Here is a 26,198-nt window from a genome sequence, read left to right as displayed (position 1 = left end):
TCAGTCTCCGTCCTGCGAATTGAAGCCCGGCTGAAGCCCGAGCACGAGGCCGATCTCTTCCTCGATGGCGGTCTCGACGCCCTGGATCTTCTGCTGCAGAACCTCGACCTTGAAGCGTTCTCCGAGGTCGTCGATATCGGCAAAGGCCGGATCGCCGATCTTGTCGGCCGCCTCGTGCACCAGATCGAGCGCGGCCCGCGTCGCAGGCAGTTCCCAATCGGCCAGCGCCTCGGCAAATTCCACCGCCGCGTCGGTGGCCGCGACCGCGTTGCGCAGGCTGCGGCCGGAGCGGCGCGCCTCGGCCCGTGCCGGGCGCGGCCGCTCGAACGTGCCGAGCGGGTTGCCCAGGCGGCTGTCGCGGGTGAATTCGAGCGATGACAGGATCTGCGTGTAGAGCGCGCGCACCGCTTCCTGTTCGCTCAGATAGGTCGCGTTATCCGGCGCGCCGGCGCTGCGCAGCACGGCGGCAAAGCTATCGGCCCATTCGGCATCCAGCGCCGCCGCCTGCGCCGCCAGATCGGCGGTCAGCCGTTGGGCGAGGCGGCAGGCATAGCTCTGCGGCGCGTAACCGGAAAAGGCCGTGTCAAACAGCAGCATGTCGAGGGCGAAGAGCCCGCGCCCGGCAATCGACACGTCGGCAAAGGCGGCAGGATCGTCGATCACCGGGTCCTGCGCGGCGATCAGGCGCTGCAGCGTTTTCTGCGTGAAGCCGCGCGCATCGGGCCAGAACACGATCGCCAGCGCCCCGTGCTCGGATGGCCCCATCCGGATATCGCCGACGCGCATCCAGGCGTCGAAGGCGGCATGGTAGGGCGCGGCGAGGGCGGGGGCGGTGCAATCGGCCCCGGCGGCCTCCGCCAGCGCGGCGCTGGCCTCGGCAAAGCCGGCATAGCCCGGCAGGATATGCGCGTCCAACGCTTCGGTCACGCCGCCCAGCGCGGGGCTGGCGGCGAGAAGGGCGGCGGCTAGGAAATGGCGCATCACAGGCTCTCCAGAAAGCGGATCAGGGCGTCGCGGTCGGCTGCGGCCATCGCGGCCACTCTGTCACGGGCGGCCTGCGCCTCGCCCCCGTGCCAGAGGATCGCCTCCAGCAGCGTGCGCGCCCGCCCGTCATGGAGGAAGCTTGTTTCGCCGGAGACGGCGCGTGTCAACCCGATCCCCCAGAGCGGCGGGGTGCGGTATTCGCGCCCGTTCGCCAGCCCTTCGCTGTAGCCATCCGCAAGACCGGGGCCCATATCGTGCAGCAACAGATCGGTATAGGGCCAGATCAGCTGGAAGCTGCTTTCGGGCCGGTCCGCGATCCGGGCGGTGACATGTTTGGGCGTATGGCAGGCGATGCAGCCGCTGTCATAGAACAGCCGCTTGCCGGCGAGCACCTGCGCGTCGTTCACGTCGCGGCGGGCGGGCACGGCGAGGTTGGCGGCGTAGAAGGTGGTGAGGTCGAGGGTTTCGGCATCGGCCTCGAACACCCGCGCATCTCCATCGCCATGGGGCGCGGCGCGGCAGGCCGCCTGCGCCCCGGTGCAATCGCCCCAGCCCGCCGGGTGGACGGGCGTGGAAATGCCGATATCGTTGGCGAAGGCCGTGGCCGATTGGTGGCGCACCGTGGCATGGCCCGCCTTCCAGCCGAAGCGGCCCAGCATGGGCTGCGCGTATTCGTCCGACCAGACGATGTTCGCCCGGCCCGATATCCCGTCGCCATCGCGGTCATCCGGGTCTTCGCGTGCAAGGATCTCATCGGCCGGGATCGCTTCGAGCAGCCCCAGCCCGATCATCTGCGGCGCCACACGCGGCGAGCGCATGGTCTCCGCCGCAAGCGGTCCCTGCGCGAGATCGTCGAGGCTGTAGGTCGGGCGGCGCAGGGAAACGACGCTGCCATCTCCCAGCGTCGCCGCTGCCTCCTCCCAGGTCACCCGCAGCCGCGCCTCGGCGTCGAGACCGATTGTGGCGAAGGTCTGGACCTGACGGCCATAGATCGGGTCGGGCAGGTTCGCCAGCCAGCCCTCGACCGCCGCCATCTCGTCCGGCGCCGGTCCCGGCACGGCGATATGCATCACCAGCGCGTTCGACCTGTCGTCCGGCCCGGCTGGCGGATGGCCCCGCCCGTTATTCACGTGGCAGAGCACGCAGGCCCGCGCATTGTAATGCGGCCCGAGTCCATCTGAGGCCTGGGTGGCCGTCGGCGCGGCGACCCAGATCTTCTCGAACAGCGCCTGCCCGGAAATGAAATCGAGATCGCCCGCCGCCGTGATATTGGCCGGGGGATGCATGAACGCCGTTTCAGGGCGAGGCGCCACGTAAGTGCCCGCGCCGCCGGCATTGACCTCATAGGCCTCGGCAGCGTCGAACGAGGTGGCGGGTGCAGTCACGGCGGCCACGCGCGCGGCCTCGTCGGCGGGGCGCGGCGTATCGGCCGGGGCCGGACCATCGGTGGCGAGCGCAGCCCGCCCGGCCACGATCAGGGCGAGAACGAGTGCGTTATTCGCTTTCGTCCATCGGCGCGGCATTGAGCTGCGCATAGCGCTCCTCTCCGATCCGCGACATGAGGTCGAGCTGGGTTTCCAGGAAATCGGTGTGCCCCTCTTCGTCAACGAGCAGCTCCTCGAAGATTTTCATGCTGACGTAGTCACCAACGTCCTGACAATGCCGGCGCGCCTCGCTGTAGAGCTTGATCGCCTCTTCCTCGCCCGCCAGATCGCATTCCAGCGTTTCCTTCGGGGTCTGGCCGATCCTCAGCGGATCGAGCTTTTGCAGGTTCGGGTGACCACCCAGAAACAGGATGCGGGCGATCAGCTTGTCGGCGTGGTGCATCTCTTCGATGCTTTCCTCGCGGCTCTTCTTCGCCATGCCGACCAGGCCCCAATCCTCCTGCAGTCGAAAATGCAGCCAGTATTGGCTCACCGCCGTCAACTCGGCCCGAAGCGCCCGGTTGAGATAGTCGATGACCTTTTCATCTCCGCGCATCCTGTGTCTCCCTGTGTGTGTCGCTCCCCGATGTCAGCCCGCGCAGCGCGTCGGGCACCCCGAGGTTGTCATTCTGGCGCATGGTCGCCAAGAACAATGGCATGCACCCGCCACAATCCGCCGATTTGCCGAGTGCATGATAGATCTTGCCGGGGGTGATGAACGCCCCCGCATCCGCCGCGCGCATCCAGTCGATCGCGGCGTGAATGTCGCGATCGGTGATGTTCTGACAGTGGCAGACGATCATTCCCCCGCACCCCTTACTGGAACACCGCCGACGGGTTATCGAGGCTGTCGGAGCCCTCGACCTCGATCCCGGCGAGGCCAAGCGCGGTAACCACGCGCTCGATGGACTTGGTCTGGTCGATCAGCCCGTTCACGCCGCCCATGATCAGCGCCTCACCCTCGGCATTGCCGGGCGCGAGCATCTGGTCATAGGCAAAGCCGCCTTCCGCCGCGTCGGCCAGCGCCTGCAGCGCTTCCATGGTGGTCGTCAGCCTGGCCCGCATCTCGGCATCGAGTTCCGGGTCGATATCCGCCACCAGCGAGGCCAAAGCCGGGCCTTCGACCAATGTTCCGTCAACACGGGTGTAGTGGCCGAGATAGACGTTCTGAATCCCCAGCCCATCGTAGTAATGCGACCAGTGGGTGTTGTCCGAGAAGCAATCGTGCTCCTCTTCCGGGTCGTTCAGCATCAGGCCGAGCCGCATCCGCTCGCCCGCCTGTTCGCCATAGGAGAGGCTGCCCATCCCGGTCAGAATGCGCAGGAGCCCGTCGGGGTCCGATTCCACCTCGGCTCGCGCCGCGCCGCCCTCATCCCAATTCGCGGCCATCTCTTGCAGATCGGCAACCAGAAGATCGGTTGCCGCGCGCAGATAGGCGACGCGCCGGTCGCAATTGCCGCCCGTGCAACCGTCGCCGGTGACGAAATCGGTATAGGGGCGGGCGCCCGCGCCGGGATCGGTGCCGTTGAGATCTTGCCCCCAGAGCAGAAACTCGATCGCGTGATAGCCCCGCGCCACATTGGTCTCGATCCCGTCAGCCTCGTTCAACACCTCGCCGATCAGTTCGGGCGTGATCGTGCCGGCATCCACATCGGCCCCGGCAATGCTCACCTGCGGATTGGCGATGATGTTGAGATCGGCATATTCGTTTTCGTCCGAAACGATGTAGCTGTCATCGACATAGTCGATCAGGCCCTCATCGAGCGGCCAGGCATTCACCTTGCCCTCCCAATCGTCGACAATGGCGTTGCCGAAGCGGTAAACCTCGGTCTGCTGATAAGGCACGCGCGACGCTTTCCAAGCCGCCTTCGCGGCCTCCAGCGTGGCCTCCGACGGCGAGGCGATCAGTGCATCCACCGCATCCGACAGGGCCTGCGCGGTGCTCAGGCTGTCGCCATAGGCCGCGGCCGCGATATCGGCATAGGTGCCGATCACATCGGCGGCGCCGGTTTCGGCTCGGGCCACGCCGGTGGCCAGCGAGAGAGCCAGCGCGCTCGTGGCGAGAGTCTTGAAATTCATGTCAGGTCCTTTCGGGTCACTTTGGATCGTTGGGTCACTTGGTCAGGATGAGCTTGCCGGCGCGGGTGATGCGCAAGGTGTAAACCTGGCTGCCCAGCGTGATGCGGGCCTCGCCTGCGCCCTTGGTCAGATCTTCCGCGCGATATTCGGGCACGGCTGCAGCCTCGTTCATTTCGGGGGTCATCTCGCGGCCCCCCCACGGATAAAACGGTCGATCATCCCCTCGATGCCCTGCCCCGGCGTCAGGCCGGATTCGGACAGGATCGTCAGGATTTCCCGCCGGGTTGCATCCGGGCACAACTCGGGTGCCTCTTTGGTCTGGTCGTTGTTCGGCATCAGGGCTCTTCCTTCGGTCGGGCTCTGGCTTCCCACAATCAGATCGGGGTGGCTCGGCGCCACCTTTTCTGATAGAAACACTCGGACTTGTCAATCCGAGTTTTTTAGTCGGGCTTATTGCCCGCTTGACCGCACCGCCCCCACCCCGGCAATCTGCTCCCCGGAGGTTCCCGAATGCGCGATACCAACGGCCCCCTGCCCGATACCCCGTTCTGGCATGCCTATAACGGCAGGTTCGCGGGCATCCCCACATGGGACGGCTTCGACAGGTTCTGGCAGGTCTTCGCCGCGAGCGGCGGCGACTGGTATGTGTTCGACCCCTCGGGCGAGGCGCCAGCGGGGCCGGAAACAGATCTGGCAGAGGTGCTGGCCGAAGCGCATGCCTGCGTCGACCAGGTGCGCCGGATGCGCTCCTATTGCGGCGCGGTCTTTGCCGACGACCTGGCCAATCCCGGCTTCGTCAAGGTTTTCGACCCATGGAAGATGGGCGGCGTCTGCGGCGGATCGGGCGAACGGGTGATGCCGCGCTGGATCTTCAGCCGGATCGCGCCGGACGCCTTGCCACTCCTGCCGGACGAGCCGGAAAAGAAGGGCCTCTTCGCCCGCATCATCGGCTAGCCCGCGCCGGCAATTCCAGCTAGACCGCGCGCATGGCTTTCGAGATTTTCCTCGTCGCGCCCCCGGGGCTGGAAACCGTGCTCGCCGATGAGGCGCGCGCGGCGGGCTTTACCGTAACCGGCACGCTGCCGGGCGGGGTGACGCTGGAGGGGGGCTGGCCAGATGTCTGGCGCGCCAATCTCAGCTTGCGCGGCGCCACCCGCGTACTGGCCCGGATCGGCACATTCCGCGCCTTCCACCTCGCCCAGCTCGACAAGCGGGCGCGCAAATTCGACTGGGCCTCGGTGCTGCGCCCCGATGTGCCGGTGCGGGTCGAGGCGAGCACGAAACGGTCGAAGATCTACCATGCCGGAGCCGCGACCCAGCGGATCGAACGGGCAATCGGCGAGGAACTGGGCGCGCCCATCGCCGCCGATGCCCCGGTGCAGATCAAGGCACGGATCGACGACAACCTCGTCACGCTCAGCGTCGACACTTCCGGCGAGAGCCTGCACAAGCGCGGCCACAAGCTCTTCACCGGCAAGGCGCCGATGCGCGAAACCCTCGCCTCGCTCATGCTGCGCGCCTGCGGCTACACGGGCGCCGAGCCGGTGCTCGACCCGATGTGCGGCTCGGGCACCTTTCCCATCGAGGCCGCCGAAATCGCCGCCGGGCTGCTGCCCGGGCGCGACCGGGGATTTGCCTTCGAACATCTTGCAGGCTTCGACGCCGCGGCCTTCGCCGCGATGAAAGACGTGCCGCGCCGCGACACCGCGCTGCGCTTCTACGGCTCCGACCGGGATGCGGGCGCGGTCAGGGGCGCGACCGAAAACGCCGAACGCGCCGGGGTGGGCGCGCTCACCCGGTTCACCCGCGCGCCGGTGAGCGAGGTGGCGCGGCCCGACGACCCGCCCGGCCTTGTCTTCATCAACCCGCCCTATGGCGGGCGGATCGGCGACCGCAAGCTGCTGTTCGGGCTGCACGGCGCGCTCGGCACCGTCTTGCGCGAACGCTTCGCCGGTTGGCGCGTCGGGCTCGTCACCAATGATGGCGGGCTGGCGAAGGCCACCGGCCTTCCCTTCCTGCCGCCCGGACCGCCGATTGCCCATGGCGGGCTGAAAGTCACGCTCTACCGCACCGATCCGCTCTGAGCCGACCTGCCCGCGAAAGGAAACCCGATGCCCGAGATTTCCTACCAGCTCTATTCGTCGCGCAGACATCCGCTCGACGACACGCTGGAGATGCTGGCCGATCTGGGCTTTGAATATGTCGAGGGATGCGACCCGCAGCTCGCCACGCCGGACGAAACCCGGGCGCTGCTCGACAAGCACGGTCTCGCCATGCCCACCGCCCATGCCTCGCTCGACCGGATCGAGAGCAGCCCGGACCGGGTGATCGCGGCGGCGAAGCTGCTGGGGGTGGAAACGGTCATCGCCCCGTGGCTGGCGCCGCAAGACCGCCCTGCAGACCGCGCCGGCTGGCAGGAGATCGCCCGGCGGCTGGCACAAGCCGGTGCGCCGATCCGCGCCGCCGGCCTGGGCTTTGCCTGGCACAACCACGATTACGAATTCACCCTCACCGCCGATGGCTGCCTGCCGATCGAGGAGATCGCCGCCGCGCCGGGGGTGGACCTTGAGCTGGACCTGGGCTGGATTCACGCCGCCGGGCACGACCCGGCGGATTGGGTGCGCAGGCTCTCCGGCAAGATCGTCGCGGCCCATCTGAAGGACCGCGCCGCGCCGGGCGAGAACGCGGAGGAAGAGGGCTGGGCCGATCTCGGCAGCGGCACGGTGAATTACAACAGGGTCTTGCCGGCGCTGAAAGAGGCCGATGTCGAACACTGGGTGCTGGAGCACGATGCGCCAACCGATGACGAGCGCTTCGCCACCCGCTCCTTCATGACCGCGGCGGTGTTTGCATTCTAGGCCACCGCCGGGTGGCTGCGGATGCCCAGCGCGCGCTGTTGCGCCAACACATCACGCAGCTCGCCGAGGCCGATCCACAGGCCGATCTGCGTATCACCAGAAGCGAGCCGGCATTTGAAAGAGTTCGCGGCGGGCATGGCGGTTTTCTCAGTCGAAGTCGATGGCCACGGACCCGAACGGGCCGAAATCGGCGCGAATCTCGGTGCCGGGCGGGCATTCCACCGGCCCGATGAACGACCCCGACAGCACCACCTGCCCTGCCTCGATCCGCTGGCCATAGTGCCCCATCCGCCGCGCCAGCCAGACCAGCCCGGTCACCGGATCGTCCAGCACCGCCGCGCCGAGGCCGGTGGCGACCACCGCGCCATCCTTCTTCACGATCGCCCCCGCCCAGCGCAGATCCACGGCCTCCGGCGCGTGACACTCCGCGCCGAGCACGATGCCGGCATTGGCGGCGTTGTCGGCCACGGTGTCGAAGATCCGGCGCGGGCGCCCGCTTTCGGGATCGGCCCGCAGGATGCGGGTGTCGAGAATTTCAATCGAGGGCGCCACGTAATCGGTCGCCGCCAACACCTCGCCGCGGGTCACCTCGCCCGCCAGCGGCGCTTTCATCACGAAGGCGATCTCCGCTTCGATCCGGGGCTGGATGAACCGGCCCGCTGGCACCGTGCCGCCGGTTTCGAAAACCATATCGTCGTAGAGCACGCCGGAATCGGGCGTGTCGATCCCCAGCGCCTCCTGCATGGCCTTCGAGGTCAGCCCGATCTTCCAGCCGACGATCCGCCGGCCGGCCGCCAGCTTGCGCTCGATCTGGGCCAGCTGGATCGCATAGGCATCATCGAGCGTGATGCCGGGATGGCGCAGGCTCAGAAGGCCGATCTGGCGGCGGGCGGCTTCGGCCCCGAGCAGATCCGCCGCCGCCTGCCCGATCTCCGCCGCGTTCAGCACGCCTCGTCCTCGACGCCATTGCGCAGGATGCCGATGCCCTCGGCCTCGACCTCGATCACGTCGCCGGGCTTCAGCCAGACCGGCGGGTCGAACCGCGCGCCCGCGCCCGTCGGGGTGCCGCAGACGATCACATCGCCCGGCACCAGCGTGGTGAAGGTCGAGATGTAGTTCACGATGTAGCGGAAATCATACATCATCCGCCCGGTGCGGTCCTGCTGGCGCACCTCGCCGTTCACCCGCGTCTCAAGCCGGATATCGTCAAGCTGGGCCGGGTCGGTGAAGGGCACCAGCCAGGGGCCGATGGCGCCCGATCTGTCCCAGTTCTTGCCCTGCGTCACGTTGAACTTCGCGTGCCGCACCCAGTCGCGGATCGTGCCTTCGTTGCACAGCGTGATTGCGGCGATATGGTCATACGCCTCCTCACGCGGAATGCGCCGCCCGCCCTTGCCGATGACGATGGTCACCTCGCCCTCATAGTCGAGCTGCGCGCTTTCCGGCGGCCGCACGAGGTGCTCGCCATGACCGACGAAGCTGCGCGGGAAGCGGATGAACATCGACGGCTTGCCCGGCGCTTCCTGACCGTCCTTGTACTCGGCATTGCGGTCGGGGAAGTTCACGCCGATGCAGATCAGCTTTTCGGGATCGGCGACCGGGATCAGCCAGTGCACCTCGCTCTCGGCGAAATCCGGCGCGCGGCCCTCGGCGGCGGCGATCATCTCGCCCAGCGCGCCCGCTTCGACCGCCTCTTTCAGCCCGCGCCAGGGCACGCTCTCGGTCAGATCGACGATCCCGGCATCGGTCACGACGCCGATCCGGTCGCGGCCAGCGGCGTGGAAGGCGGCAAGACGGGGGGGAAGCGCGCTCATGCCGGCATCCCCTCGACCGGGAAGATCACGTTGACCTGCCCCGTGCCGGAGGACGGGAAATACTCCGTCACGACTTCGCATTTGCCGGTGTAGCGATCCCAGCCGAGCGCGCCGTAAAGCATGGCGGTATCGTGCATCGAGCCCTCGCCGGAGCAGTGCACCGCGTAATCACCCAGCATCTTCAGGAAGGTGGCGTGATCGCCCCGCTGCCACATCTCCAGCACCATGAGATCGACCTGCCGGTTGAACTCCGAACTGATCGTGAAGGTGCCGTTATTCGGCGCGTATTCCTTGTTCGACCAGATCTTGTGGCTGAGCGAGCCGGAAGCGACGAGCAGCACTTTCGAATCGGATGCCTCGACGGCGGCGCGGATCGCCTCGCCCAGCACCTTCGATTCGTCATGGTCATGCACGGTGCAGAAGGCGGCGACGGACACCACCTTCATCTTGTGTTCCCGGCTCATGAACGCCATCGGCACCAGCGTGCCATATTCCAGATCGAGGCTGTCGAGCCGGTGTGACAGCGTATAAACGCCCATCTCGGTCGCCTTTTCGGCAATGGCGTCGCCCAGGCCCGGGTTGCCCTCGTGGCTATAGGGCATGTCGCGGATGAACTGGGGGAATTCCGACGATGTCAGCAGCCCCTCGAACCGGCTGTTGGCATTGATGTGAAAACCGGCATTCACCAGCCAATGCGTGTCGCAGATCACCACGGTATCGGCGCCGAGCGCTTTGGCCCGGCGCGCGATCTCCAGATGCCCGTCAATCGCCGCCTGGCGCTTGCCCTTGATCGGCCCGTCCTGCTCCGACATCTGAAGCGTCGGCACATGGGTCATCTTCGCGGCGAGAACGATCTCTCCCATTCTGTCCTCCTCGGTTTGCGTCAGCGGCCTCAGCCGCCCAGACGCGGGGTCTTGTGAATCTGGCGCGGGAAGGAGACGTTGACCGTCTCCATGTAGAAGTCGAACGACCAGTCGCCGCCATCGCGCCCGATGCCCGACGATTTGACGCCACCGAACGGCGTAGGCAGGTGACGGATGTTTTCGGAATTCACCCACATCATGCCCGCCTCCAGCTCATCGGTCATCCGCATCGCGCGGCCCAGATCGCTGGTCCAGAGATAGGCGGCGAGGCCGTATTGCACGCCATTGGCGATGGCCAGCGCCTCCTCTTCATCCTTGAACGGGATCGCCGTCAGCACCGGGCCGAAGATTTCTTCCTGCGCAATGGCCATCTCGTTGGTGGCATTGGTAAACAGCGTCGGGCGCACATAGCAGCCCTCGCTGCCCGCCTTCTCGCCGCCCGCCGCAACGGTCGCCCCCTCGGCGCGGGCCTTGTCGAAATAGGAGAGCACCTTGGCCTCGTGCTCGGGGTGAATGAGCGGGCCGACCACCGTTTCGGGATCGAGCGGGTGGCCGATCCTGATCCGGTTCGCCACCTCGGCGACGCGGGCGGTGAACGCGTCGTAAATCGTATCCTGCACCAGCAGGCGCGAGGACGAGGTGCAGCGCTCGCCATTCAGCGAATAGATCATGAAGGTGGCGGCATCGACGGCGCGGTCCAGATCGGCGTCGTCGAACACGATCACCGGGTTCTTGCCGCCAAGCTCGAAATGCACGCGCTTCAGCGTCGCCGCCCCCTGCGCCATGATCATCGAGCCGGTGCGGCTTTCGCCGACAAAGGCGATGGCCTTGATATCGGGGTGTTCGGTGAGCCGCCTGCCCGCATCCTCGCCATAGCCGTTGACCACGTTGAGCACACCGGGCGGCAGGCCCGCGCTCTCGGCGATCTCCACCAGAAGCTTCGCCGTCATCGGGCTGAACTCGGCCGGTTTGTGCACCACCGTGCAGCCCGCTGCCAGCGCCGGAGCGATCTTCCAGGTCGACAGCATGAACGGCGTGTTCCACGGCGTGATCACGCCCACCGGGCCGATCGGGCGGCGCGAGGTGACGTTGAGCTGCGTCGGGTTGCGCAGGCTCAGCCCGTCTTCCGCGCCCGGCGCCTGATCGGCGAAGTAGCGGAAATTGGCCGCTCCCCGGATCGCCGCCTTCGACATGAAGCGCAGCGCCTGCCCGGTATCGAGGCATTCGGTAAAGGCGATCTCTTCGGCGCGGGCCTCGATGGCTTCGGCCACTTTGATGAGGATCTTGCGCCGCTCCGCCCCCGGCATCTTCGACCACCCCTTGAAGGCCGCCTTTGCCGCGGCCACCGCGCGGTCGATATCCGCCGCGCCGCCCTTCGCCACCGGCGCCAGCACCGAAAGATCGACGGGCGAGATACTGTCGAAGGTCTCGCCCGAGAGGGCGGCCACGTTTTCGCCCGCAATATGGTTCAGCACGCCCTCGGTGCGGAACCGGGCCGTATACTCGGTAGCCCTGGCGATGTTCTGATCGAGTATGGTCATGAATGTCCTCAGGTCTTGGCCGAGAGGCGGCGGTGGATCGGTGTGTCTTTCCACGACAGATCCGGGTCGATCACCCGGATTTCGAGAGAAAGCGCGAAATGCTCGGTGGCCAGCGGGCCTGACAGCGCGGCCTGCACCGCCGCGAAGATCGCATCGCCCGCCTGGCGCAGCGCCTCGGTGCTGCGGCCCGCGCCGACGCTGACGGTCATGGCGACGAAGCCGTTCTCCGGCAGCCCGTCGGCCACGATGGCATGATCGGCGCGGTAGGCCCGCACGCGGATGCCCGCGACGGGGAATATACCCGCCTCCAGCATCGCGCGATGACCCGCACGGCAGACACCGGCAATATCGCCTTCGACGCCGGCGGAATATTCGATCTTGAGGTGCGCCAAATCAGCCTCCAAAAATTTTGCTTAACATGTTAAGTTTATCTGTCGATGTCAAGCACCGGGCGACTGCCTCCAAACGTCAATCACTTGGACGGGAGAAAAAGGCGGCCGTCATCCCGCCACGCAGGAGCCCGGCGGACAACAGAGAACGGGGTAAGCGCCGCAACGCTACCCCATCATGCCGAAGGTCAGATCCTCAGAAGTCGAGGTTTTCCACGCTCAGCGCATTGGTCTGGATGAATTCGCGGCGCGGCTCCACCACGTCGCCCATCAGCTTGGTGAAGAGATCATCGGCCTCGGCCAGATCGTCCACCCGCACCTGCAACAGCGTGCGCGCCTCCGGGTCCAGCGTGGTTTCCCACAACTGGTCGGGGTTCATCTCGCCCAGACCCTTGTAGCGCTGCAATGTCAGGCCCTTCTCGCCTTCGGCGAGAATCGCGTCGAGCAGATCGGTTGGCCCGTGGATCACCTGATCGCGATCCTTGCGCACGAGATGCGAGGGATCGCGGTAATGGCCCCGGCTCTCGCCCGAGACCTGGCTGAGCCGCCGCGCCTCGCCGGAGCGCAGCACCGCGCCATCCAGTGTGCGCACCTCCTCGACCCCGCGCAGCACCCGCGCCAGCCGGATGCCGTGATCCTGGGTGATCCGGCCCTGCCAGCCGCGTTCGTATTCCACCGCCACCTGGTCGAGCCGCCGCGCCACCGCATCGGCCACGCCCTGCAGATCGGCATCCGCCGCGCCCGCATCGAAGGCCCCGGCCAGCGCCGCCTGTTCGAGAATGCCGCGCGGATAATGCGTCGGGAAAGCATCGAGCACACGCTTGAACTGCCGGGCATTCTCCACAACCTGCAAAAGGTCCGTCCCGGCAATCTCTTCGCCGGTATTGAGCCGCAGCACCGCACCCTCCACGCCCTGCTGGATCAGGTATTCCTCCAGTGCCGGCACATCCTTGATGTAGACCTCGGATTTCCCGCGTGAGATTTTGTAAAGCGGCGGTTGCGCGATGTAGAGATATCCGCCGTCGATGATCTCGGGCATCTGGCGATAGAAGAAGGTGAGCAGGAGCGTGCGGATATGCGCGCCGTCGACATCGGCATCGGTCATGATGATGACCTTATGATAACGCAGCTTTTCGATGTCGAACTCGTCGCGCCCGATCCCGGTGCCGAGCGCGGTGATCAGCGTGCCCACCGTCTCTGACGAAAGCATCCGGTCGAACCGGGCACGCTCGACGTTGAGGATCTTGCCGCGCAGTGGCAGCACCGCCTGATCGTAGCGCGACCGGCCCTGCTTGGCCGAGCCGCCGGCGCTGTCGCCCTCGACGATGAACAGCTCGCGCTTGGCGGGGTCTTTCACCTGACAATCGGCCAGCTTGCCGGGCAGACTCGCCACGTCATGCGACGATTTCTTGCGGGTCAGCTCACGCGCCTTGCGGGCCGCCTCACGCGCCAGCGCCGCCTCGACGATCTTGCCCACGATCAGCTTGGCCTCGTTCGGGTGCTCCTCGAACCATTCGCCGAGCTTCTCGTTGACGAGGTTTTCCACCGCAGGGCGAACTTCGGAACTGACCAGCTTGTCTTTCGTCTGGCTCGAAAATTTCGGGTCTGGCACTTTGACCGACAGCACACAGGTCAGCCCCTCGCGGGCATCGTCGCCGGTAAAGTTGACCTTTTCCTTCTTCGCCAGACCGGAGGAGTTGGCATACAGGTTCATCGTGCGCGTCAGCGCGCCGCGAAAGCCCGCCATATGGGTGCCGCCATCGCGCTGCGGGATGTTGTTGGTAAACGGCAATACCGTCTCGTGGTAGCTGTCGTTCCACCACATCGCCACTTCCACCGTGATCCCGTCGCGTTCGCCGACCATGTAGATCGGCGCTTCAAGCATCGGCGTCTTGTGACGATCGAGGTATTTGACGAATTCCATCACCCCGCCATCATAGTGCAGCTCGGTGCGCAGCGGCTCGGCCGGGCGCTCGTCTTCAAGGATGATCTTCACCCCGGAATTCAGGAAAGCGAGCTCGCGCAGGCGGGTTTCGAGGGTCTTGAACTGGTAGTCGAGGTTCGAGAACGTGCCGTCCGGATCGTGGGTTTTCGCCGAGGCGAGGAAGCGCACCATCGTGCCCTTCTTGCCTTCGGCATCGCCCACCATCTTGAGGTGCTCCACTGTGTCGCCATGCTCGAACCGCGCGACATGCTCCTTGCCGTCGCGCCAGATCGTCAACTCCAGCCAGTCCGACAGCGCATTCACCACCGAAACGCCCACGCCATGAAGGCCGCCCGAGACCTTGTAGGAGTTCTGGTCGAACTTCCCGCCGGCATGGAGCTGGGTCATGATCACTTCCGCCGCGCTCACCCCTTCCTCGGGGTGCAGATCGACGGGAATCCCGCGCCCGTTATCGGTGACCGAGACCGAGCTGTCGGCATGGATCTTCACCGTCACCGCATCGGCGTGGCCCGCCAGCGCCTCGTCGATCCCGTTATCGACGACCTCGTAGACCATATGGTGCAGGCCCGAGCCATCGTCGGTATCGCCGATATACATGCCGGGGCGCTTGCGAACCGCCTCCAACCCCTTGAGAACCTTGATGGAATCTGCCCCATATTCGGGGTTCTTCTGTGCGTCGTCGGCCATGCGGACCTTCCTCGGTTTCGGTCCGCAATTTATAGGGGTTTCGCGGGGGTTTTACCAGCGTCGCGCCACAAGATTTAGGGTCAGGTAAAGGGGATCACCAGCCCCACGAGAATCAGCAGCACACCCGCCGCGACATTCATTCGTTTCACCGCGCGCGGCGAGGTAAGAAGGCCACGCGCATGGCTCACCAGAAGCGCCAGCCCGAGATTGCCGAGCATCGGCACCGCAAAGCTCACGGTGGCGATCAGAACCACGTCGAGCGGCGTCAGCCGGGAGAGATCGAAGAACCCCGGCAGAAAGCCCATATAGAAAAGGATCGCCTTCGGGTTGGAGATGATCACCACCAGCCCGGCCGCGAAACCGGCCCAGATGCCGGGCCGCGTGAGCCGGCCGTCGCGCCCGATCGGATCGCCCGCATGGCGCAGCACCAGCACCCCCAGCACCAGGAAGATCGCCGCCGCCACGAAGCGGAACACGGCCATGACATCGCCAAAGGTCGAGGCCACCCAGCCCACGCCCAGCACCGCGAGCACCGACCAGGCCACATCGCCCAGCGCCACGCCGAGCGTCAGCGGCCAGGCCTGGGCGAAACCGCCCGAAAGCGCCCGCGCGATGGTGGCCACCCAGACCGGCCCCGGCGTGATCGTGAGAACGACCATGGCGACGGCATAGAGCGCAAGCTCAACGAGGGTGACGGTCACGCGATGTGGCCCTCGTCATCGAGCGGCGAGAAGGGGTTGTAGGCAAACTCCCACAAATGCCCGTCCGGGTCGGCCACGTAGGACGAATAGCCGCCCCAATCGGTCTTGAACGGCGCCGTCACCGCCGCCGCCCCGCAGGCAACGGCATGGGCAAAGGCTGCGTCCACTGCCTCCGGGCTTGGCTGGTTCTGCGCCAGCGTCATCGCTCCGGTCCTGAGGTCATCCACCCGCCTTCCGGTTTCCTTCGCCAGCCCCTCCAGCGTGAACAGGCCAAGCTTCTGGCCCCGCATCGCGTAGAAGGCCACCTCGTCCATCGCAGTTTCGACCTCCCAGCCAAGCGCCTCGTAATAGGCGCGGGCACGGGCCAGATCGGCCACGGCGAGGGTGATGAAGGTCACCCGGTTCATCGGCAGGGTCATGGCCCGTTCCTTTCCTCAACCGCGCTGAGGCCCTCCGCCTCGCGCACCTCGAAATACTGCGCCCGCCCGCCCAGCGCCTCGAACAGTTCCGGCCCGGTGCCGGTCATGAACGCCTGCGCTCCGAGCGCACAGATTTCATCATAAAGCGCCGCGCGGCGCCCCGCGTCCAGATGCGCCGCCACCTCGTCGAGCAACAGGATCGGCGGGGCGCCGAAATCCATCGCCAGCGCCCGGGCATTGGCGAGCACCAGAGAGACGAGCAGCGCCTTCTGTTCGCCGGTCGAGGCATCCTTCGCGGCCACCCCCTTCGCCGCGTAGCTGGCCGCCAGATCGGCCCGGTGCGGCCCTGCCAGCGTGCGCCCCGCCGCAAGGTCGGCCCGGCGTCCGGCCTCGTAGGCCCCGGCCAGCGCCGCCTCGCCTTCCGGCCCGTCCAGCGCCCCCTCGGCATGGAGCAATTGCAGCTCGGCGGTGGGAAAGCTCGTTTCCGCTTCCGCCTGCGCCGCCGTCAGGCGCTCGACGGTGAAGGCGCGGTTGGCCTGGATCTCGGCTCCGGCCTTTGCCATCTGCGCCTCCAGCGCGTGATACCAGTGCCTGTCCTGCTGACCGTCCTTAAGCAGCCGGTTGCGTTCGCGCATCGCCTTTTCGTAGTCCAGCACCGCCTGCGCATGGCCCGGCTCGAAGCTCATCGCCATCCGGTCGAGAAAGCGCCGCCGCCCCTCCGCGCCCTCGGTCCAGAGCCGGTCCATCACCGGCACCAGCCAGACCACCCGCGCGATCCGGCCGAGCGCGACCTGCGGCGCCGGCTTGTCGTCGATCTTCACCTGCCGGGGATTGCCCGCCTCGGCCCAGGTCTCGACCTCGTGAAGCTGATGCAGCGATTGCAGAAGCGCCGTCACCTTCCAGCCCAGCGCCTCGGGCCGGCGCGCGATCTCGTCCGCCACCGCGCGCCGAAGCCCCCGCCCCGGCGAGAGCAGCGACACCGCTTCGAGAATATTGGTCTTGCCCGCCCCGTTGCGCCCATGGATTGCCACCGGCCGGCCATCCAGCGCCAGCACCGCCCGCTTGTGCGAGCGGAAATGACTGAGCATCAACTCCCGCAAAAAGAGGCCCGTCATACCCGGCCCCCTTTCATCTTGCTGAAAATATCCCCGCCGGAGGCAAGAAAGTTATCGCCCCAGGCTCGCTCACACGCGCATCGGCATGACGACGTAGATCGCGCTGGTGTCGTTGCCCTCGCGCATCAGCGCGGGCTCGCCCGACGAATTGAACATGAACACCGCATTCTCGCGGTCCACCTGGCTTGCGATCTCAAGCAGGTATTTGGCGTTGAAGCCGATCTCCAGCCGGTCGTCGCCATAGGCCACCACCAGCTCTTCCTCCGCCGCGCCCGCATCGGGCGCGTTCACCGAGAGCACCAGCTTGTCTTCGTCAAGCTGCAGCTTCACCGCACGGCTCCGCTCGCTCGACACGGTGGCAACCCGGTCGACGGCCTTGGCGAATTCCTGTGCGTCCACTTCCATCTTCTTGGTGTTTCCGGTCGGAATCACGCGGGTATAGTCGGGGAAGGTGCCGTCGATCACCTTCGAGGTCAGGGTGATCCCCGGCGTGGCGAAGCGCACCTTGGTCTCGCTCACGCTCACGGCAATCTGCGCCTCGTCGTCGTCGAGCAGCTTGCGCAGCTCGCCCACCGTCTTGCGCGGCACGATCACGCCCGGCATCTCCTCGGCGCCCGGCGGCAGATCGGCATCGACCCGCGCCAGCCGGTGGCCATCGGTCGCCACCGCGCGCAGCACACGGCCACCCTCGGCCTCGCTCACATGCAGGTAGACACCGTTGAGATAATAGCGGGTCTCCTCGGTGGAGATCGCGAATTTCGATTTGTCGAACAGCCGGCGCAGCACCGGCGCAGCGGCGGAGAAATTCGCCGTGTATTCCGACGAGGCCATCACCGGGAAGTCTTCCTTCGGCAGCGTGGCGAGCGAGAAGCTGGAGCGCCCGGCCTCGATCGAGAGCCGGCCCGTCGCATCGTCGGACGAGAGCGAAACGGTGGCGCCATCGGGCAGCTTGCGCACGATCTCGTGCAGCATCACCGCGTTCACCGTGGTGGCTCCGGCGCGCTCGACCATCGCCGGCACCTTGTCGACCACTTCGATATCGAGGTCGGTGGCGCGGAAGGTCACATCGGCCCCGTCCGCCTCGATCAGCACGTTGGCGAGGATCGGGATCGTGTTGCGCCGCTCGACAACCGATTGCGCCTGGCCCACGGCCTTGAGCAGCACGGCGCGTTCGATGGAAATCTTCATGACCCTCTCCCGGCAAGTATTGGGACGGCAACCATAGACCGGTCGCCGCCGCACGCAAGATTTTTCAGGACTTTCCGTCGCTTCGGCGGGGCCGTCAAGGGGCCGCCCGGTGCGGCTTATTCTTCCAGCGAGCGGCGCAGCATTTCGAGATCTTCGGCAAGCTGGGTATCGCCTACCTTGAGCTCGTCGATCCGCCGCACGCCATGCATCACCGTGGTATGGTCGCGCCCGCCGAAGCGGCGGCCGATATCGGGCAGGCTGCGCGTGGTCATCGTCTTGGCGAGATACATCGCCACCTGACGCGGCCGGGCGATCGAACGCTGGCGCTTCGGCCCGATCATGTCGGACATGCGGATGTTGTAATGCTCGGCCACCTTGCGCTGAATCTCTTCCACGGTGACCTTGCGGTCGGAGGCGCGCAGGATATCGGACAGCGCGTCCTGCGCCTTCTCCAGCGTGATCTCCTGCCCTACCAGCGAGGCAAAGGCAAAGAGCCGCATCAGCGCCCCTTCGAGCACGCGCACATTGGTGCTGATCCGATGGGCGAGAAATTCGAGCACGCCATCGGCGATCACCAGATCGGGATATTGCTCGCGGTAGCGCGCCACCTTCGTTTGCAGGATGCCGAGGCGCAGCTCGTAATCGGTCGGGTGCAGATCGACCACGAGGCCCGATTGCAGGCGCGACTTGATCCGGTCTTCCAGATCCTTGATCTCGCCCGGCGCACGGTCGGCGGAGATGATGATCTGCTTGTTCTGGTCCACCAGCGCGTTGAACGTGTGGAAAAACTCTTCCTGCGTCGAATCCTTGCCGGCGATGAATTGCACATCGTCCACCATCAGCACATCGACCGAGCGGAACAGGTGTTTGAAATCCATCATCTGCTTTTCGCGCAGCGCCTGAACGAAGCGATACATGAATTGCTCCGCCGAGAGATAGACCACCCGCAGCTCGGGGTTGCGGGCCTGAATTTCCCAGGCGATGGCATGCATCAGGTGAGTCTTGCCGAGGCCGACGCCGCCATACAGGAACAACGGGTTGAAGGTGACCGGGCCGCCCTCGGCCACGCGGCGCGCGGCGGCATGGGCAAGCTGGTTGGGTTTGCCGACCACGAAACTATCGAAGGTAAAGCGCGGATCGAGCGGTGCGCCGGGAAGCTCTTCGGACTCCGCCCTGGCGCGGGCTGCTGCGGGCGCGGCCCCGTTCGCGGCTTTGGCGGCCGCGGGCTTCGCCCGGCCGGTCTCGGCCACGACGAAAACGAGGCGCGAAACCTTCTCGCCCAGTTCGATCATCCGCCGCAGGATCTTGTCGCCAAAGTTCCGCTCGACCCAATTGCCCATGAAGTTCGTAGGCACAAGGAAAGTGGCCACGCCGGCTTCAAGCTCGGCGAATTCCAGGGGTTCAATCCAGTTCCGATAGTTGTTCTGCCCGACTTCCTCTCGCAGAATTTCCCGAACCCGGCCCCATGTTTCATTCGTCATATCGTTTTCGACCCGCATTCTTCGCCACGGCATCGTGGCCTGTCCCAAGCACTCATAAACTGCGCCCAATGCCTGACGGCGCGCTGATACCCCGCCGCGGTTGCGGCGCATGCGATCGGCCCACCGGGCCATGCCGAATCGGAAAAACGCCACGGCCAGCCGGGCACGTATGGATACGCCCGGGCGACAGCACGCGCCGGGCTCCCCAGCCCTTGCATGCTTGACCGTGTCAAAACTGTGCCGAAGCGTCCCCTCAGACCACTCCGTTCGGGGCTCGGGCGGCGGGTTTGTCCCGATCCTGCCTCTGCTGTCCGAATTTTTCCCAAGTCGGCGACTGTGAATCGCCCCGGCAACGTAGCCAGAGCCCCGCCGCTGCCGCAACCGATCTCTTCGCTTGACTCTGTTTTTGGTGAAACGAATCCCGGGGCGGTTTCACAAATGCGATTTTCTTGAGAAAAACATGCGTTCAAAGAAAAACGGCGCGCCCGAAGACGCGCCGTTTACGTGGCAAAAATGCCCGCTTTCAGGGCGCTCAGCCGAGCGCTTTCACACGAGCCGACAGGCGCGACATTTTGCGCGACGCGGTGTTCTTGTGGAAAATGCCTTTGGTCACACCGCGCATCAGTTCCGGCTGGGCGGCTTTGAGAGCGGCGGCGGCGGCGTCCTTGTCGCCGGAAGCGATGGCTTCCTCGACCTTGCGCAGATAGGTGCGGATGCGCGAACGGCGGGCTTTGTTGATCTGGAAACGGCGGTCGTTCTGGCGAGCGCGTTTCTTGGCTTGAGGCGAATTGGCCATGTCGGTTCCCTTTCCCGGGTCGTTAGAATGTCGTCTGCATGCCGAAACCGACCCGGCCGGGTTCCTTACCGGCTGATCCGGCCAAAGCGGGCCTCACACGCATGATCGGGCGGCGTATAAGGCCTTTCGCCCCGGTTGTGAACCCCCGAATCGCGCCATCACCTGTCGCGGAATTGCGGCTCGCGCTTGTCGATGAAGGCCGTCATGCCTTCCTTCTGGTCCTCGGTGGCGAAGAGCGCGTGGAACAGGCGGCGTTCGAACAGCAGCGCCTCGGCCAGCGGCATCTCGTCGGCCCGGTTGACCGCCTCCTTGATCGCCATGACGCTGATCGCGCCCTTCTCGGCAATCTTGCGGGCGGCGGCGAGCGCCTCTTCGACCAGCTTCTTGGCCGGTACGACACGGCTTACCAGCCCCGCGCGCTCGGCTTCCTCGGCGTCCATCATCCGCCCGGTCAGCGCCATATCCATCGCCTTGGCCCGGCCCACCAGCTTGGTCAGCCGCGCCGAGCCGCCCATGCCCGGCATCACGCCCAGGTTGACCTCGGGCTGGCCGAACTTGGCATTGTCGCCCGCGATGATGAAATCCGCCATCATCGCCAGCTCGCAGCCGCCGCCCAGCGCATAGCCCGACACCGCCGCGATGATCGGCTTGCGGATGCGCCTGATCGCCTGCTCCTCGGGCGTGAAGAGATCTTCGGTGAACACGTCGACGAAGCTCTTTTCGCTCATCATCTTGATGTCCGCCCCGGCGGCGAAGGCTTTCTCCGAGCCGGTGATGACGCAGGCCCGCACCTTGTCGTTCTGTTGCGCCTCGCCCAGCGCCTTGCCGAGCTCGCGCAGAAGATCGAGGTTGAGCGCGTTCATCGCGTCCGGCCGGTCCAGTCGGATCAGGCAGACGTTATCCTCGATGTCGACGATGATGTTCTTGTAGGCCATGCGCGCCCTCCCCGGGGCTGTCTCTTGCGTTGCCATCAAGTGCCGAGTCCTAAGCGAACCTGCGGGCCGCTTTCAAGTCATCTTTGACAAACAGGGCAGTAGAAGCTCGACCGGCCGCTTTGCACGATGCGCCGCACGGTGCCGGTACATCCCGGCGTGGGGCATGGCGCACCCTCGCGGTCGTAGACGCGGAAGGCGTGCTGGAAATAGCCCAGCTCGCCATCGGCCTGCCGGTAATCCTTGAGCGACGATCCTCCCGAAGCGATCGCCTCGGCCAGCACCTCGCGGATAACCGGCACCAGCGCGGCGACCTTGCCGGCGGCGATCCGCCCCGCCTTGCGCCTCGGGCTGATCCCGGCGCGGTGCAGCACCTCGCAGACATAGATATTGCCAAGCCCCGAAACGATGTGCTGATCGAGCAACGCGGTCTTGATCGGGGTGTTCCGCCCATGCAGCGCCGCCACCAGGTGATCCTCGTTGAACGCGTTGCCCAGCGGCTCCGGCCCGAGCTTCGCCAGCAGCGGGTGGGCGTCGTCCGTGCCGGTGGCGAACAGGTCCATCGCACCGAAGCGGCGGGCGTCGTTGAAGGTGATCCGCGCGCCGCTTTCCATGTCGAGCACCACATGATCGTGCTTTTCCGGCGCGGGGTGGTCATGGTGGAACTTGCCAAGCGGCGTGCCCGAGATCAGCATCCGCCCCGACATGCCGAGATGGATGAGCATCGTCTCGCCGCTGTCCAGATCGCCCAGAATGTATTTCGACCGCCGCCGAAGCCGGTCGATCCGCGCGCCCGTCAGCCGCTCGGCCATCCGCTCGGGAAAGGGCCAGCGCAGCCCCTCGCGCCGCACATCGGCGTGGGCGATCCGCTGCCCCTCCATCACCGGCGCCAGCCCGCGACGAACCGTCTCGACTTCCGGTAATTCCGGCAATCCGCGCCCCCTTCCATTGTCTGCCCCTTCCGGGCGCTATATGAGGGGTCAGTTTCCCCGATTGGGCAAGGGCCGATGACCGCCAACGACAAGAAAACCACGCATTTCGGATTTCAGACCGTCGACGAAGACAAGAAGGCCGGCATGGTCCACGGCGTTTTCACCAATGTCGCCTCGAAATACGACGTGATGAACGACGCGATGAGCCTCGGCATCCACCGGATCTGGAAAGACGCGATGATGGACTGGCTCGCGCCACGCCCCGGACAGGATCTGCTCGACGTGGCAGGCGGCACCGGCGATATCTCGTTTCGCTTCCTCGGCCGCGCCCCCGGCGCCCATGCCACCGTGCTCGACATGACCGAGAGCATGCTCGTCGAGGGCCGCAAGCGCGCCGAGGCCGGGCAGATGGCATCGAGCCTCAACTGGGTGGTGGGCGACGCGATGGCGCTGCCCTTCGAGGCGGGCACCTTCGACGTCTACACGATCTCCTTCGGCATCCGGAACGTGACCCGCATTCAGGATGCGCTGAACGAAGCCTTCCGCGTGCTGCGCCCCGGCGGGCGGATCATGGTGCTCGAATTCAGCCAGATCCCCAACGATCTGATGCAGAAGGTCTATGACCTTTACTCGTTCAACATCATCCCGAAGATGGGCAAGCTGATCGCCAACGACGCGGCGAGCTATCAGTATCTCGTCGAATCGATCCGCAAGTTCCCCGACCAGGACACCTTCGCCGGCATGATCCGCTCGGCGGGCTTTGAAAACGTCAGCTACCGCAACCTGTCGATGGGTATCGCCGCGCTGCATTCGGGCTGGAAGATCTGATGCGCGGTCCCCACAACATCTGGCGGCTCGTCCGCACCGGCGCCACCTTCGCGCGCACCGGCGCGCTCGGCGAAGTGCTGCACGCGATGGACGCGCCGCCGCTCCTGCGCACCACCGCCCGCGCTGTGAGCTGGACCTTCGCCTTCCTCGGCAAGCGCGGCGACCCGTCGCTGCCGCCGATCACACGCGCGCTGACGGCGCTCGGCCCCGCCTATATCAAGTTTGGCCAGATCCTCTCGACCCGGCCCGACGTGGTCGGCGACGAGCTGGCCCTGCAACTGACCTATCTGCAGGACAAGCTGCCGCCCTTCTCCACCGAGATCGCCCGCAAGACGATCGAGGAGGAGCTTGGGATCAAGGTCGACGAGGTGTTCTCGGAGTTTTCCGAGCCGGTTGCCGCCGCCTCGATCGCGCAGGTTCACCGCGCCCGCATCGCCGCCGATGGCCGCGAGGTGGCGGTGAAGGTGCTGCGCCCGCGGATCGAACGGGCCTTCCGCACCGATCTCGACGCCTTCCACTTCTCCGCCGCCGTTCTTGAGTTTCTGCTGCCGCAATCGCGCCGGCTGCGCCCATCGGATGTGGTCGCGCATTTCGAGAGCGTGGTGCTGGGCGAGCTCGACCTGCGGCTGGAATGTGCCTCGGCTTCGGAATTTGCCGAAAACACCGCGAAGGACGCGGGCTTTGTCGTGCCCGCCGTAAAATGGTCGCTCTCCTCCAAGCGGGTGATGACGCTCGACTGGGGCGAGGGCATCCCGGCCAACGAGGTCGAAAAGATCCGCGCCGCCGGGCATGACATGGAAGCCATTGGCAACCGTGTGCTGCACCTCTTCCTCAGCCACGCGCTGCGCGACGGGCTGTTTCACGGCGATATGCATCAGGGCAACCTGAAGGTCGCGCCGAATGGCGATGTCATCGCGCTCGATTTCGGCATCATGGGCCGGATCGACGATTTTACCCGCCGGGTCTATGCCGAGATTCTGTTCGGTTTCATCAAGCGCGATTATCGCCGCGTGGCCGAGGTGCATTTCGAGGCGGGCTACATCCCCGCCGATCAGGACGTGGAAGAATTCGCCAAGGCGCTGCGCGCGGTGGGCGAGCCGATCTTCGGCATGGACGCCACCCAGATCTCGATGGGCCGGCTCCTGCACTACCTGTTCGAAGTCACCGAATGGTTCGGCATGCAGACCCGCACCGAGCTGATTCTGCTGCAGCGCACGATGGTGGTGGTCGAGGGCGTCTCGCGCTCGCTCAATCCGCATATCAACATCTGGGAAGTCGCCCGCCCGGTGGTGGAGGCCTATATCACCGACGCGATGGGGCCGAAAGCGATGGTGCGCGACCTTGCCCACGCGGCGCGGATTCTGTCGCGCTTGGGCCCGCGCCTGCCACAGATCGCCGAGGCGACACTGATCCGCCAAAGCCGCGTGCCGCCGCAGCGCTCGACCCACCGCCCGCTCCGCGCTCTGGGGTATTTCTCGCTCGGCAGCCTGGCCACCCTGGCTCTCGTACTGGTCATTTCGCTGCTTTGAGCCGCGCGGTCTCCAGCGCGGCGGCGGCGGCGTATGCGTCATCCCCCCGCGCCGCGCGCCAGGTGGCATAGGCCGCCATCCGCCAGTGATAGAGCGGCGCGCGCGCATGGTAACGCGCCACCGTGCGTGCATGATCGGCCCCCGCCGCTTGATAGCTCGCCAGAAACGCCGCCTCGCCCGCGGCCGTCAGCGGCGCATTGCCCGAAACCGCCTGCATCGCCGGCGAGAGGAACACGGCCAGATCGTCCGCCGCATCGCCGCCGCCCGGGCATTGCCAGTCAATGAAGGTCAGCCCCGCCCCGGTCACCAGCGCATTGGCCGCCGTCGCGTCGCCATGGATGAAGGCCGGGGGCGCATCGCCGGGATCGGGCAACGCCCCCGGCCTCAGCGCAGCCAGTGCGGCGCCTTGCGGCCCGAGATCGTCGAGCATCGCCAGCGCCTCCGCGCGCAGCCGGTCGGCGCCGGGCGGGCGCATCGGCAGGCCATCGGGCAGCGCGCGCGCATGAAGCCGCGCCAGTGCCTCGGCCACGAGCGATGGGTTATCCGCTGCCTGCCATGGCCGCCCCGCAATGTGACTGTAGACAAGGCTCGGCCCCTGCGGCGTCAGCGCCGTGGCGACAAGGTCGGGCGCGAGCCCCGTTCCCGCAAGGGCCGCCAGGCTTGCCGCCTCGGCCTCCGGATCGTTGGCGAAAAGCGGCGTGGCGGCATCGGCCCGGTACAGCTTGACGACCAGCGCCCCTGCCGGGGTCTGCACCCGCCAAACCGCATTCGTCCGCCCGCCCGACAGCGCCGTCCAGTTCGCCGCCCCGGCAAACACCTCCGGGCGATGCGCGGCCCAGAAGGCGGCGAGCGCGGTCGCGCCCTCTCCGCCTCCGGCCTGCGCCTGCACTTGCGCGCCGGAAGGCGCCTCGTTGTGCCCTGTCGCTGTCACGTCATCCTCGCTGAAGTCGCGCCAAGCTAGGGCGCTGCGCCCGCATCGGCAAGGCGCGGCGGCTCAAAGCGCGGCGTCAGCCCGGCAGCTCCGGCATCCGCAGCGCATCGACCTCCGAGGCCGCAACCTCCGCGCCGCCTTGCAGCACAAGGATCGTCTCGCCGTTTTCCACCCGGGCCTCGACCACTTCGGAATAAACCGCCATCTGCCTGTCGGCGATCATCTTGCCCTGCGAATAGCTCTCCAGGTTGAAGCTGTAGAGCCCCGCCGGCAGCGGATCGCCACCGCCCGACACGCCCGCCCATTGCAGCGGCTCGTCCGAGACCGGAACCTCCACCCGGTCGACGATCGCCCCGGCCGAATCGCGCACCACCAGATAGGCACGCTCGGCCCCGCTCGCCGGCTCGGCCCTGAGCGTGAGCGGGGTGTTGGAGAACCAGGCCGCGCTGACCGCGCGCGCCTCCATCCCGACCCAGCCCGCCAGATCCGACATGCTCATCGCCCCAAGCTGGCCGGCCATCGCCTCCAGCAATGCATTGGTCTGAACCTGTTGCTCGACGCCGGAGAAGGTAGCGAGCTGGACCGCGAAATCCGTGCTCTCCATCGGGTTCAGCGGATCCTGATTTTCCATCTGGACGGTGAGCATCTTCAGGAAGGTCTCGAAATCCGAAGAGATCATGGCGCTGCCGGTCGATCCCGCATCGCTTTTCGCCGTGCCCCCGGTTGCCGTGGTGGTCTGGGTTGAAGTGACGTCCATTCAGC

The 26,198-nt window shown here is 66.2% G+C and carries 29 protein-coding genes; 5 read left to right on the top strand and 24 right to left on the bottom strand.

Annotated features, from left to right (window positions below; translation table 11 throughout):
- Genes QMG28_RS03030 through QMG28_RS03000 form a run of 7 tightly spaced genes read right to left on the bottom strand, consistent with a single transcriptional unit; the run spans position 1 to position 4,823 of the window.
- Positions 1–981 (bottom strand): imelysin family protein, encoded by a 981-nt coding sequence (locus QMG28_RS03030; protein ID WP_281840686.1) that lies wholly within the window; start codon positions 979–981, stop codon positions 1–3.
- The gene (locus QMG28_RS03025; protein WP_281840685.1) at positions 981–2,519 is read right to left on the bottom strand and encodes a di-heme oxidoreductase family protein; all 1,539 of its coding nucleotides are present in this window, start codon (positions 2,517–2,519) and stop codon (positions 981–983) included. The genes QMG28_RS03030 and QMG28_RS03025 overlap by 1 nt, the downstream gene beginning before the upstream one ends.
- Positions 2,479–2,964 (bottom strand): bacterioferritin, encoded by a 486-nt coding sequence (bfr, locus tag QMG28_RS03020; RefSeq protein ID WP_281840684.1) that lies wholly within the window; start codon positions 2,962–2,964, stop codon positions 2,479–2,481. Before bfr ends, QMG28_RS03025 begins: the two co-directional genes overlap by 41 nt.
- The gene (locus tag QMG28_RS03015; protein WP_281840683.1) at positions 2,951–3,211 is read right to left on the bottom strand and encodes a (2Fe-2S)-binding protein; all 261 of its coding nucleotides are present in this window, start codon (positions 3,209–3,211) and stop codon (positions 2,951–2,953) included. Before QMG28_RS03015 ends, bfr begins: the two co-directional genes overlap by 14 nt.
- 13 nt (positions 3,212–3,224) lie before the next feature.
- A complete protein-coding gene (locus QMG28_RS03010; RefSeq protein WP_281840682.1) occupies positions 3,225–4,487 on the bottom strand; it encodes an imelysin family protein in 1,263 nt (420 codons plus the stop codon).
- A 34-nt stretch (positions 4,488–4,521) separates the two neighbouring features.
- Positions 4,522–4,671, bottom strand: coding sequence for a hemin uptake protein HemP (gene hemP / locus QMG28_RS03005; protein ID WP_281840681.1), 150 nt, complete (start codon positions 4,669–4,671; stop codon positions 4,522–4,524).
- Positions 4,668–4,823, bottom strand: a complete 156-nt coding sequence (locus QMG28_RS03000) for a hypothetical protein (RefSeq protein WP_281840680.1) — start codon at positions 4,821–4,823, stop codon at positions 4,668–4,670. Before QMG28_RS03000 ends, hemP begins: the two co-directional genes overlap by 4 nt.
- Positions 4,824–4,997: 174 nt before the next feature.
- Here QMG28_RS03000 and QMG28_RS02995 point away from each other — a divergent pair, with 174 nt between their 5' ends.
- From QMG28_RS02995 to QMG28_RS02985, 3 genes are read left to right on the top strand one after another with little or no spacing between them, the layout of a single operon-like run.
- A complete protein-coding gene (locus QMG28_RS02995; protein ID WP_281840679.1) occupies positions 4,998–5,441 on the top strand; it encodes a hypothetical protein in 444 nt (147 codons plus the stop codon).
- Positions 5,442–5,473: 32 nt separating this feature from the next.
- Positions 5,474–6,571 (top strand): THUMP domain-containing class I SAM-dependent RNA methyltransferase, encoded by a 1,098-nt coding sequence (locus tag QMG28_RS02990; RefSeq protein WP_281840678.1) that lies wholly within the window; start codon positions 5,474–5,476, stop codon positions 6,569–6,571.
- Between the two features lie 27 nt (positions 6,572–6,598).
- Entirely contained in the window at positions 6,599–7,345 is a 747-nt protein-coding gene (locus tag QMG28_RS02985) for a sugar phosphate isomerase/epimerase family protein (protein ID WP_281840677.1), read from the top strand.
- Here the strand turns inward: QMG28_RS02985 and QMG28_RS02980 are convergent.
- From QMG28_RS02980 to mutM, 15 genes are all read right to left on the bottom strand, one after another.
- Positions 7,342–7,482 carry a hypothetical protein gene (locus QMG28_RS02980; RefSeq protein ID WP_281840676.1) on the bottom strand — a complete coding sequence of 47 codons (141 nt, stop codon included), beginning with the start codon at positions 7,480–7,482 and terminating at the stop codon, positions 7,342–7,344. The two genes, QMG28_RS02985 and QMG28_RS02980, sit on opposite strands and share 4 nt — an antisense overlap.
- Before the next feature lie 10 nt (positions 7,483–7,492).
- Entirely contained in the window at positions 7,493–8,290 is a 798-nt protein-coding gene (gene hpaH, locus QMG28_RS02975) for a 2-oxo-hept-4-ene-1,7-dioate hydratase (protein WP_281841055.1), read from the bottom strand.
- Positions 8,287–9,159: a fumarylacetoacetate hydrolase family protein gene (locus tag QMG28_RS02970; protein ID WP_281840675.1), complete on the bottom strand. Its 873-nt coding sequence runs from the start codon at positions 9,157–9,159 to the stop codon at positions 8,287–8,289. The genes hpaH and QMG28_RS02970 overlap by 4 nt, the downstream gene beginning before the upstream one ends.
- Entirely contained in the window at positions 9,156–10,022 is an 867-nt protein-coding gene (gene hpaD, locus QMG28_RS02965; RefSeq protein WP_281840674.1) for a 3,4-dihydroxyphenylacetate 2,3-dioxygenase, read from the bottom strand. The genes QMG28_RS02970 and hpaD overlap by 4 nt, the downstream gene beginning before the upstream one ends.
- 29 nt (positions 10,023–10,051) lie before the next feature.
- Positions 10,052–11,563, bottom strand: a complete 1,512-nt coding sequence (hpaE, locus tag QMG28_RS02960; RefSeq protein WP_281840673.1) for a 5-carboxymethyl-2-hydroxymuconate semialdehyde dehydrogenase — start codon at positions 11,561–11,563, stop codon at positions 10,052–10,054.
- Between the two features lie 8 nt (positions 11,564–11,571).
- Positions 11,572–11,955: a 5-carboxymethyl-2-hydroxymuconate Delta-isomerase gene (locus QMG28_RS02955; protein WP_281840672.1), complete on the bottom strand. Its 384-nt coding sequence runs from the start codon at positions 11,953–11,955 to the stop codon at positions 11,572–11,574.
- Positions 11,956–12,148: 193 nt separating this feature from the next.
- Positions 12,149–14,584, bottom strand: coding sequence for a DNA topoisomerase (ATP-hydrolyzing) subunit B (gene gyrB, locus QMG28_RS02950; RefSeq protein ID WP_281840671.1), 2,436 nt, complete (start codon positions 14,582–14,584; stop codon positions 12,149–12,151).
- Positions 14,585–14,664: 80 nt separating this feature from the next.
- Complete coding sequence (locus QMG28_RS02945; RefSeq protein WP_281840670.1) at positions 14,665–15,285, bottom strand: LysE family translocator; 621 nt, start codon at positions 15,283–15,285, stop codon at positions 14,665–14,667.
- Positions 15,282–15,704: a VOC family protein gene (locus tag QMG28_RS02940; protein ID WP_307726338.1), complete on the bottom strand. Its 423-nt coding sequence runs from the start codon at positions 15,702–15,704 to the stop codon at positions 15,282–15,284. Before QMG28_RS02940 ends, QMG28_RS02945 begins: the two co-directional genes overlap by 4 nt.
- Positions 15,701–16,819: a DNA replication/repair protein RecF gene (gene recF / locus QMG28_RS02935; protein ID WP_281840669.1), complete on the bottom strand. Its 1,119-nt coding sequence runs from the start codon at positions 16,817–16,819 to the stop codon at positions 15,701–15,703. The genes QMG28_RS02940 and recF overlap by 4 nt, the downstream gene beginning before the upstream one ends.
- Before the next feature lie 69 nt (positions 16,820–16,888).
- A complete protein-coding gene (gene dnaN / locus QMG28_RS02930) occupies positions 16,889–18,007 on the bottom strand; it encodes a DNA polymerase III subunit beta (RefSeq protein WP_281840668.1) in 1,119 nt (372 codons plus the stop codon).
- A gap of 116 nt (positions 18,008–18,123) precedes the next feature.
- Positions 18,124–19,488, bottom strand: coding sequence for a chromosomal replication initiator protein DnaA (gene dnaA / locus QMG28_RS02925; protein WP_281840667.1), 1,365 nt, complete (start codon positions 19,486–19,488; stop codon positions 18,124–18,126).
- Positions 19,489–20,020: 532 nt separating this feature from the next.
- Positions 20,021–20,284, bottom strand: a complete 264-nt coding sequence (gene rpsT / locus QMG28_RS02920; protein ID WP_281840666.1) for a 30S ribosomal protein S20 — start codon at positions 20,282–20,284, stop codon at positions 20,021–20,023.
- Between the two features lie 158 nt (positions 20,285–20,442).
- Complete coding sequence (locus tag QMG28_RS02915; protein WP_281840665.1) at positions 20,443–21,219, bottom strand: enoyl-CoA hydratase; 777 nt, start codon at positions 21,217–21,219, stop codon at positions 20,443–20,445.
- A 77-nt stretch (positions 21,220–21,296) separates the two neighbouring features.
- Positions 21,297–22,148 (bottom strand): bifunctional DNA-formamidopyrimidine glycosylase/DNA-(apurinic or apyrimidinic site) lyase, encoded by an 852-nt coding sequence (mutM, locus tag QMG28_RS02910; RefSeq protein ID WP_281840664.1) that lies wholly within the window; start codon positions 22,146–22,148, stop codon positions 21,297–21,299.
- Positions 22,149–22,223: 75 nt separating this feature from the next.
- Between mutM and ubiE the strand changes: the two genes are divergently transcribed.
- Together ubiE and ubiB are read left to right on the top strand one after the other, a co-directional pair.
- Positions 22,224–22,976, top strand: coding sequence for a bifunctional demethylmenaquinone methyltransferase/2-methoxy-6-polyprenyl-1,4-benzoquinol methylase UbiE (gene ubiE, locus QMG28_RS02905; protein WP_281840663.1), 753 nt, complete (start codon positions 22,224–22,226; stop codon positions 22,974–22,976).
- A complete protein-coding gene (gene ubiB, locus QMG28_RS02900; protein WP_281840662.1) occupies positions 22,976–24,505 on the top strand; it encodes a 2-polyprenylphenol 6-hydroxylase in 1,530 nt (509 codons plus the stop codon). Before ubiE ends, ubiB begins: the two co-directional genes overlap by 1 nt.
- Here ubiB and QMG28_RS02895 read toward each other — a convergent pair.
- A complete protein-coding gene (locus QMG28_RS02895; protein ID WP_281840661.1) occupies positions 24,489–25,436 on the bottom strand; it encodes an aminoglycoside phosphotransferase family protein in 948 nt (315 codons plus the stop codon). The genes ubiB and QMG28_RS02895 overlap by 17 nt on opposite strands.
- Positions 25,437–25,512: 76 nt before the next feature.
- The gene (locus QMG28_RS02890) at positions 25,513–26,193 is read right to left on the bottom strand and encodes a flagellar hook capping FlgD N-terminal domain-containing protein (RefSeq protein WP_281840660.1); all 681 of its coding nucleotides are present in this window, start codon (positions 26,191–26,193) and stop codon (positions 25,513–25,515) included.
- Positions 26,194–26,198: the final 5 nt, after the last annotated feature.

This window comes from Sinisalibacter aestuarii, from assembly GCF_027923545.1.
Lineage (GTDB): Bacteria > Pseudomonadota > Alphaproteobacteria > Rhodobacterales > Rhodobacteraceae > Sinisalibacter > Sinisalibacter aestuarii.
This window is presented reverse-complemented; position numbering and strand designations above follow the sequence as displayed.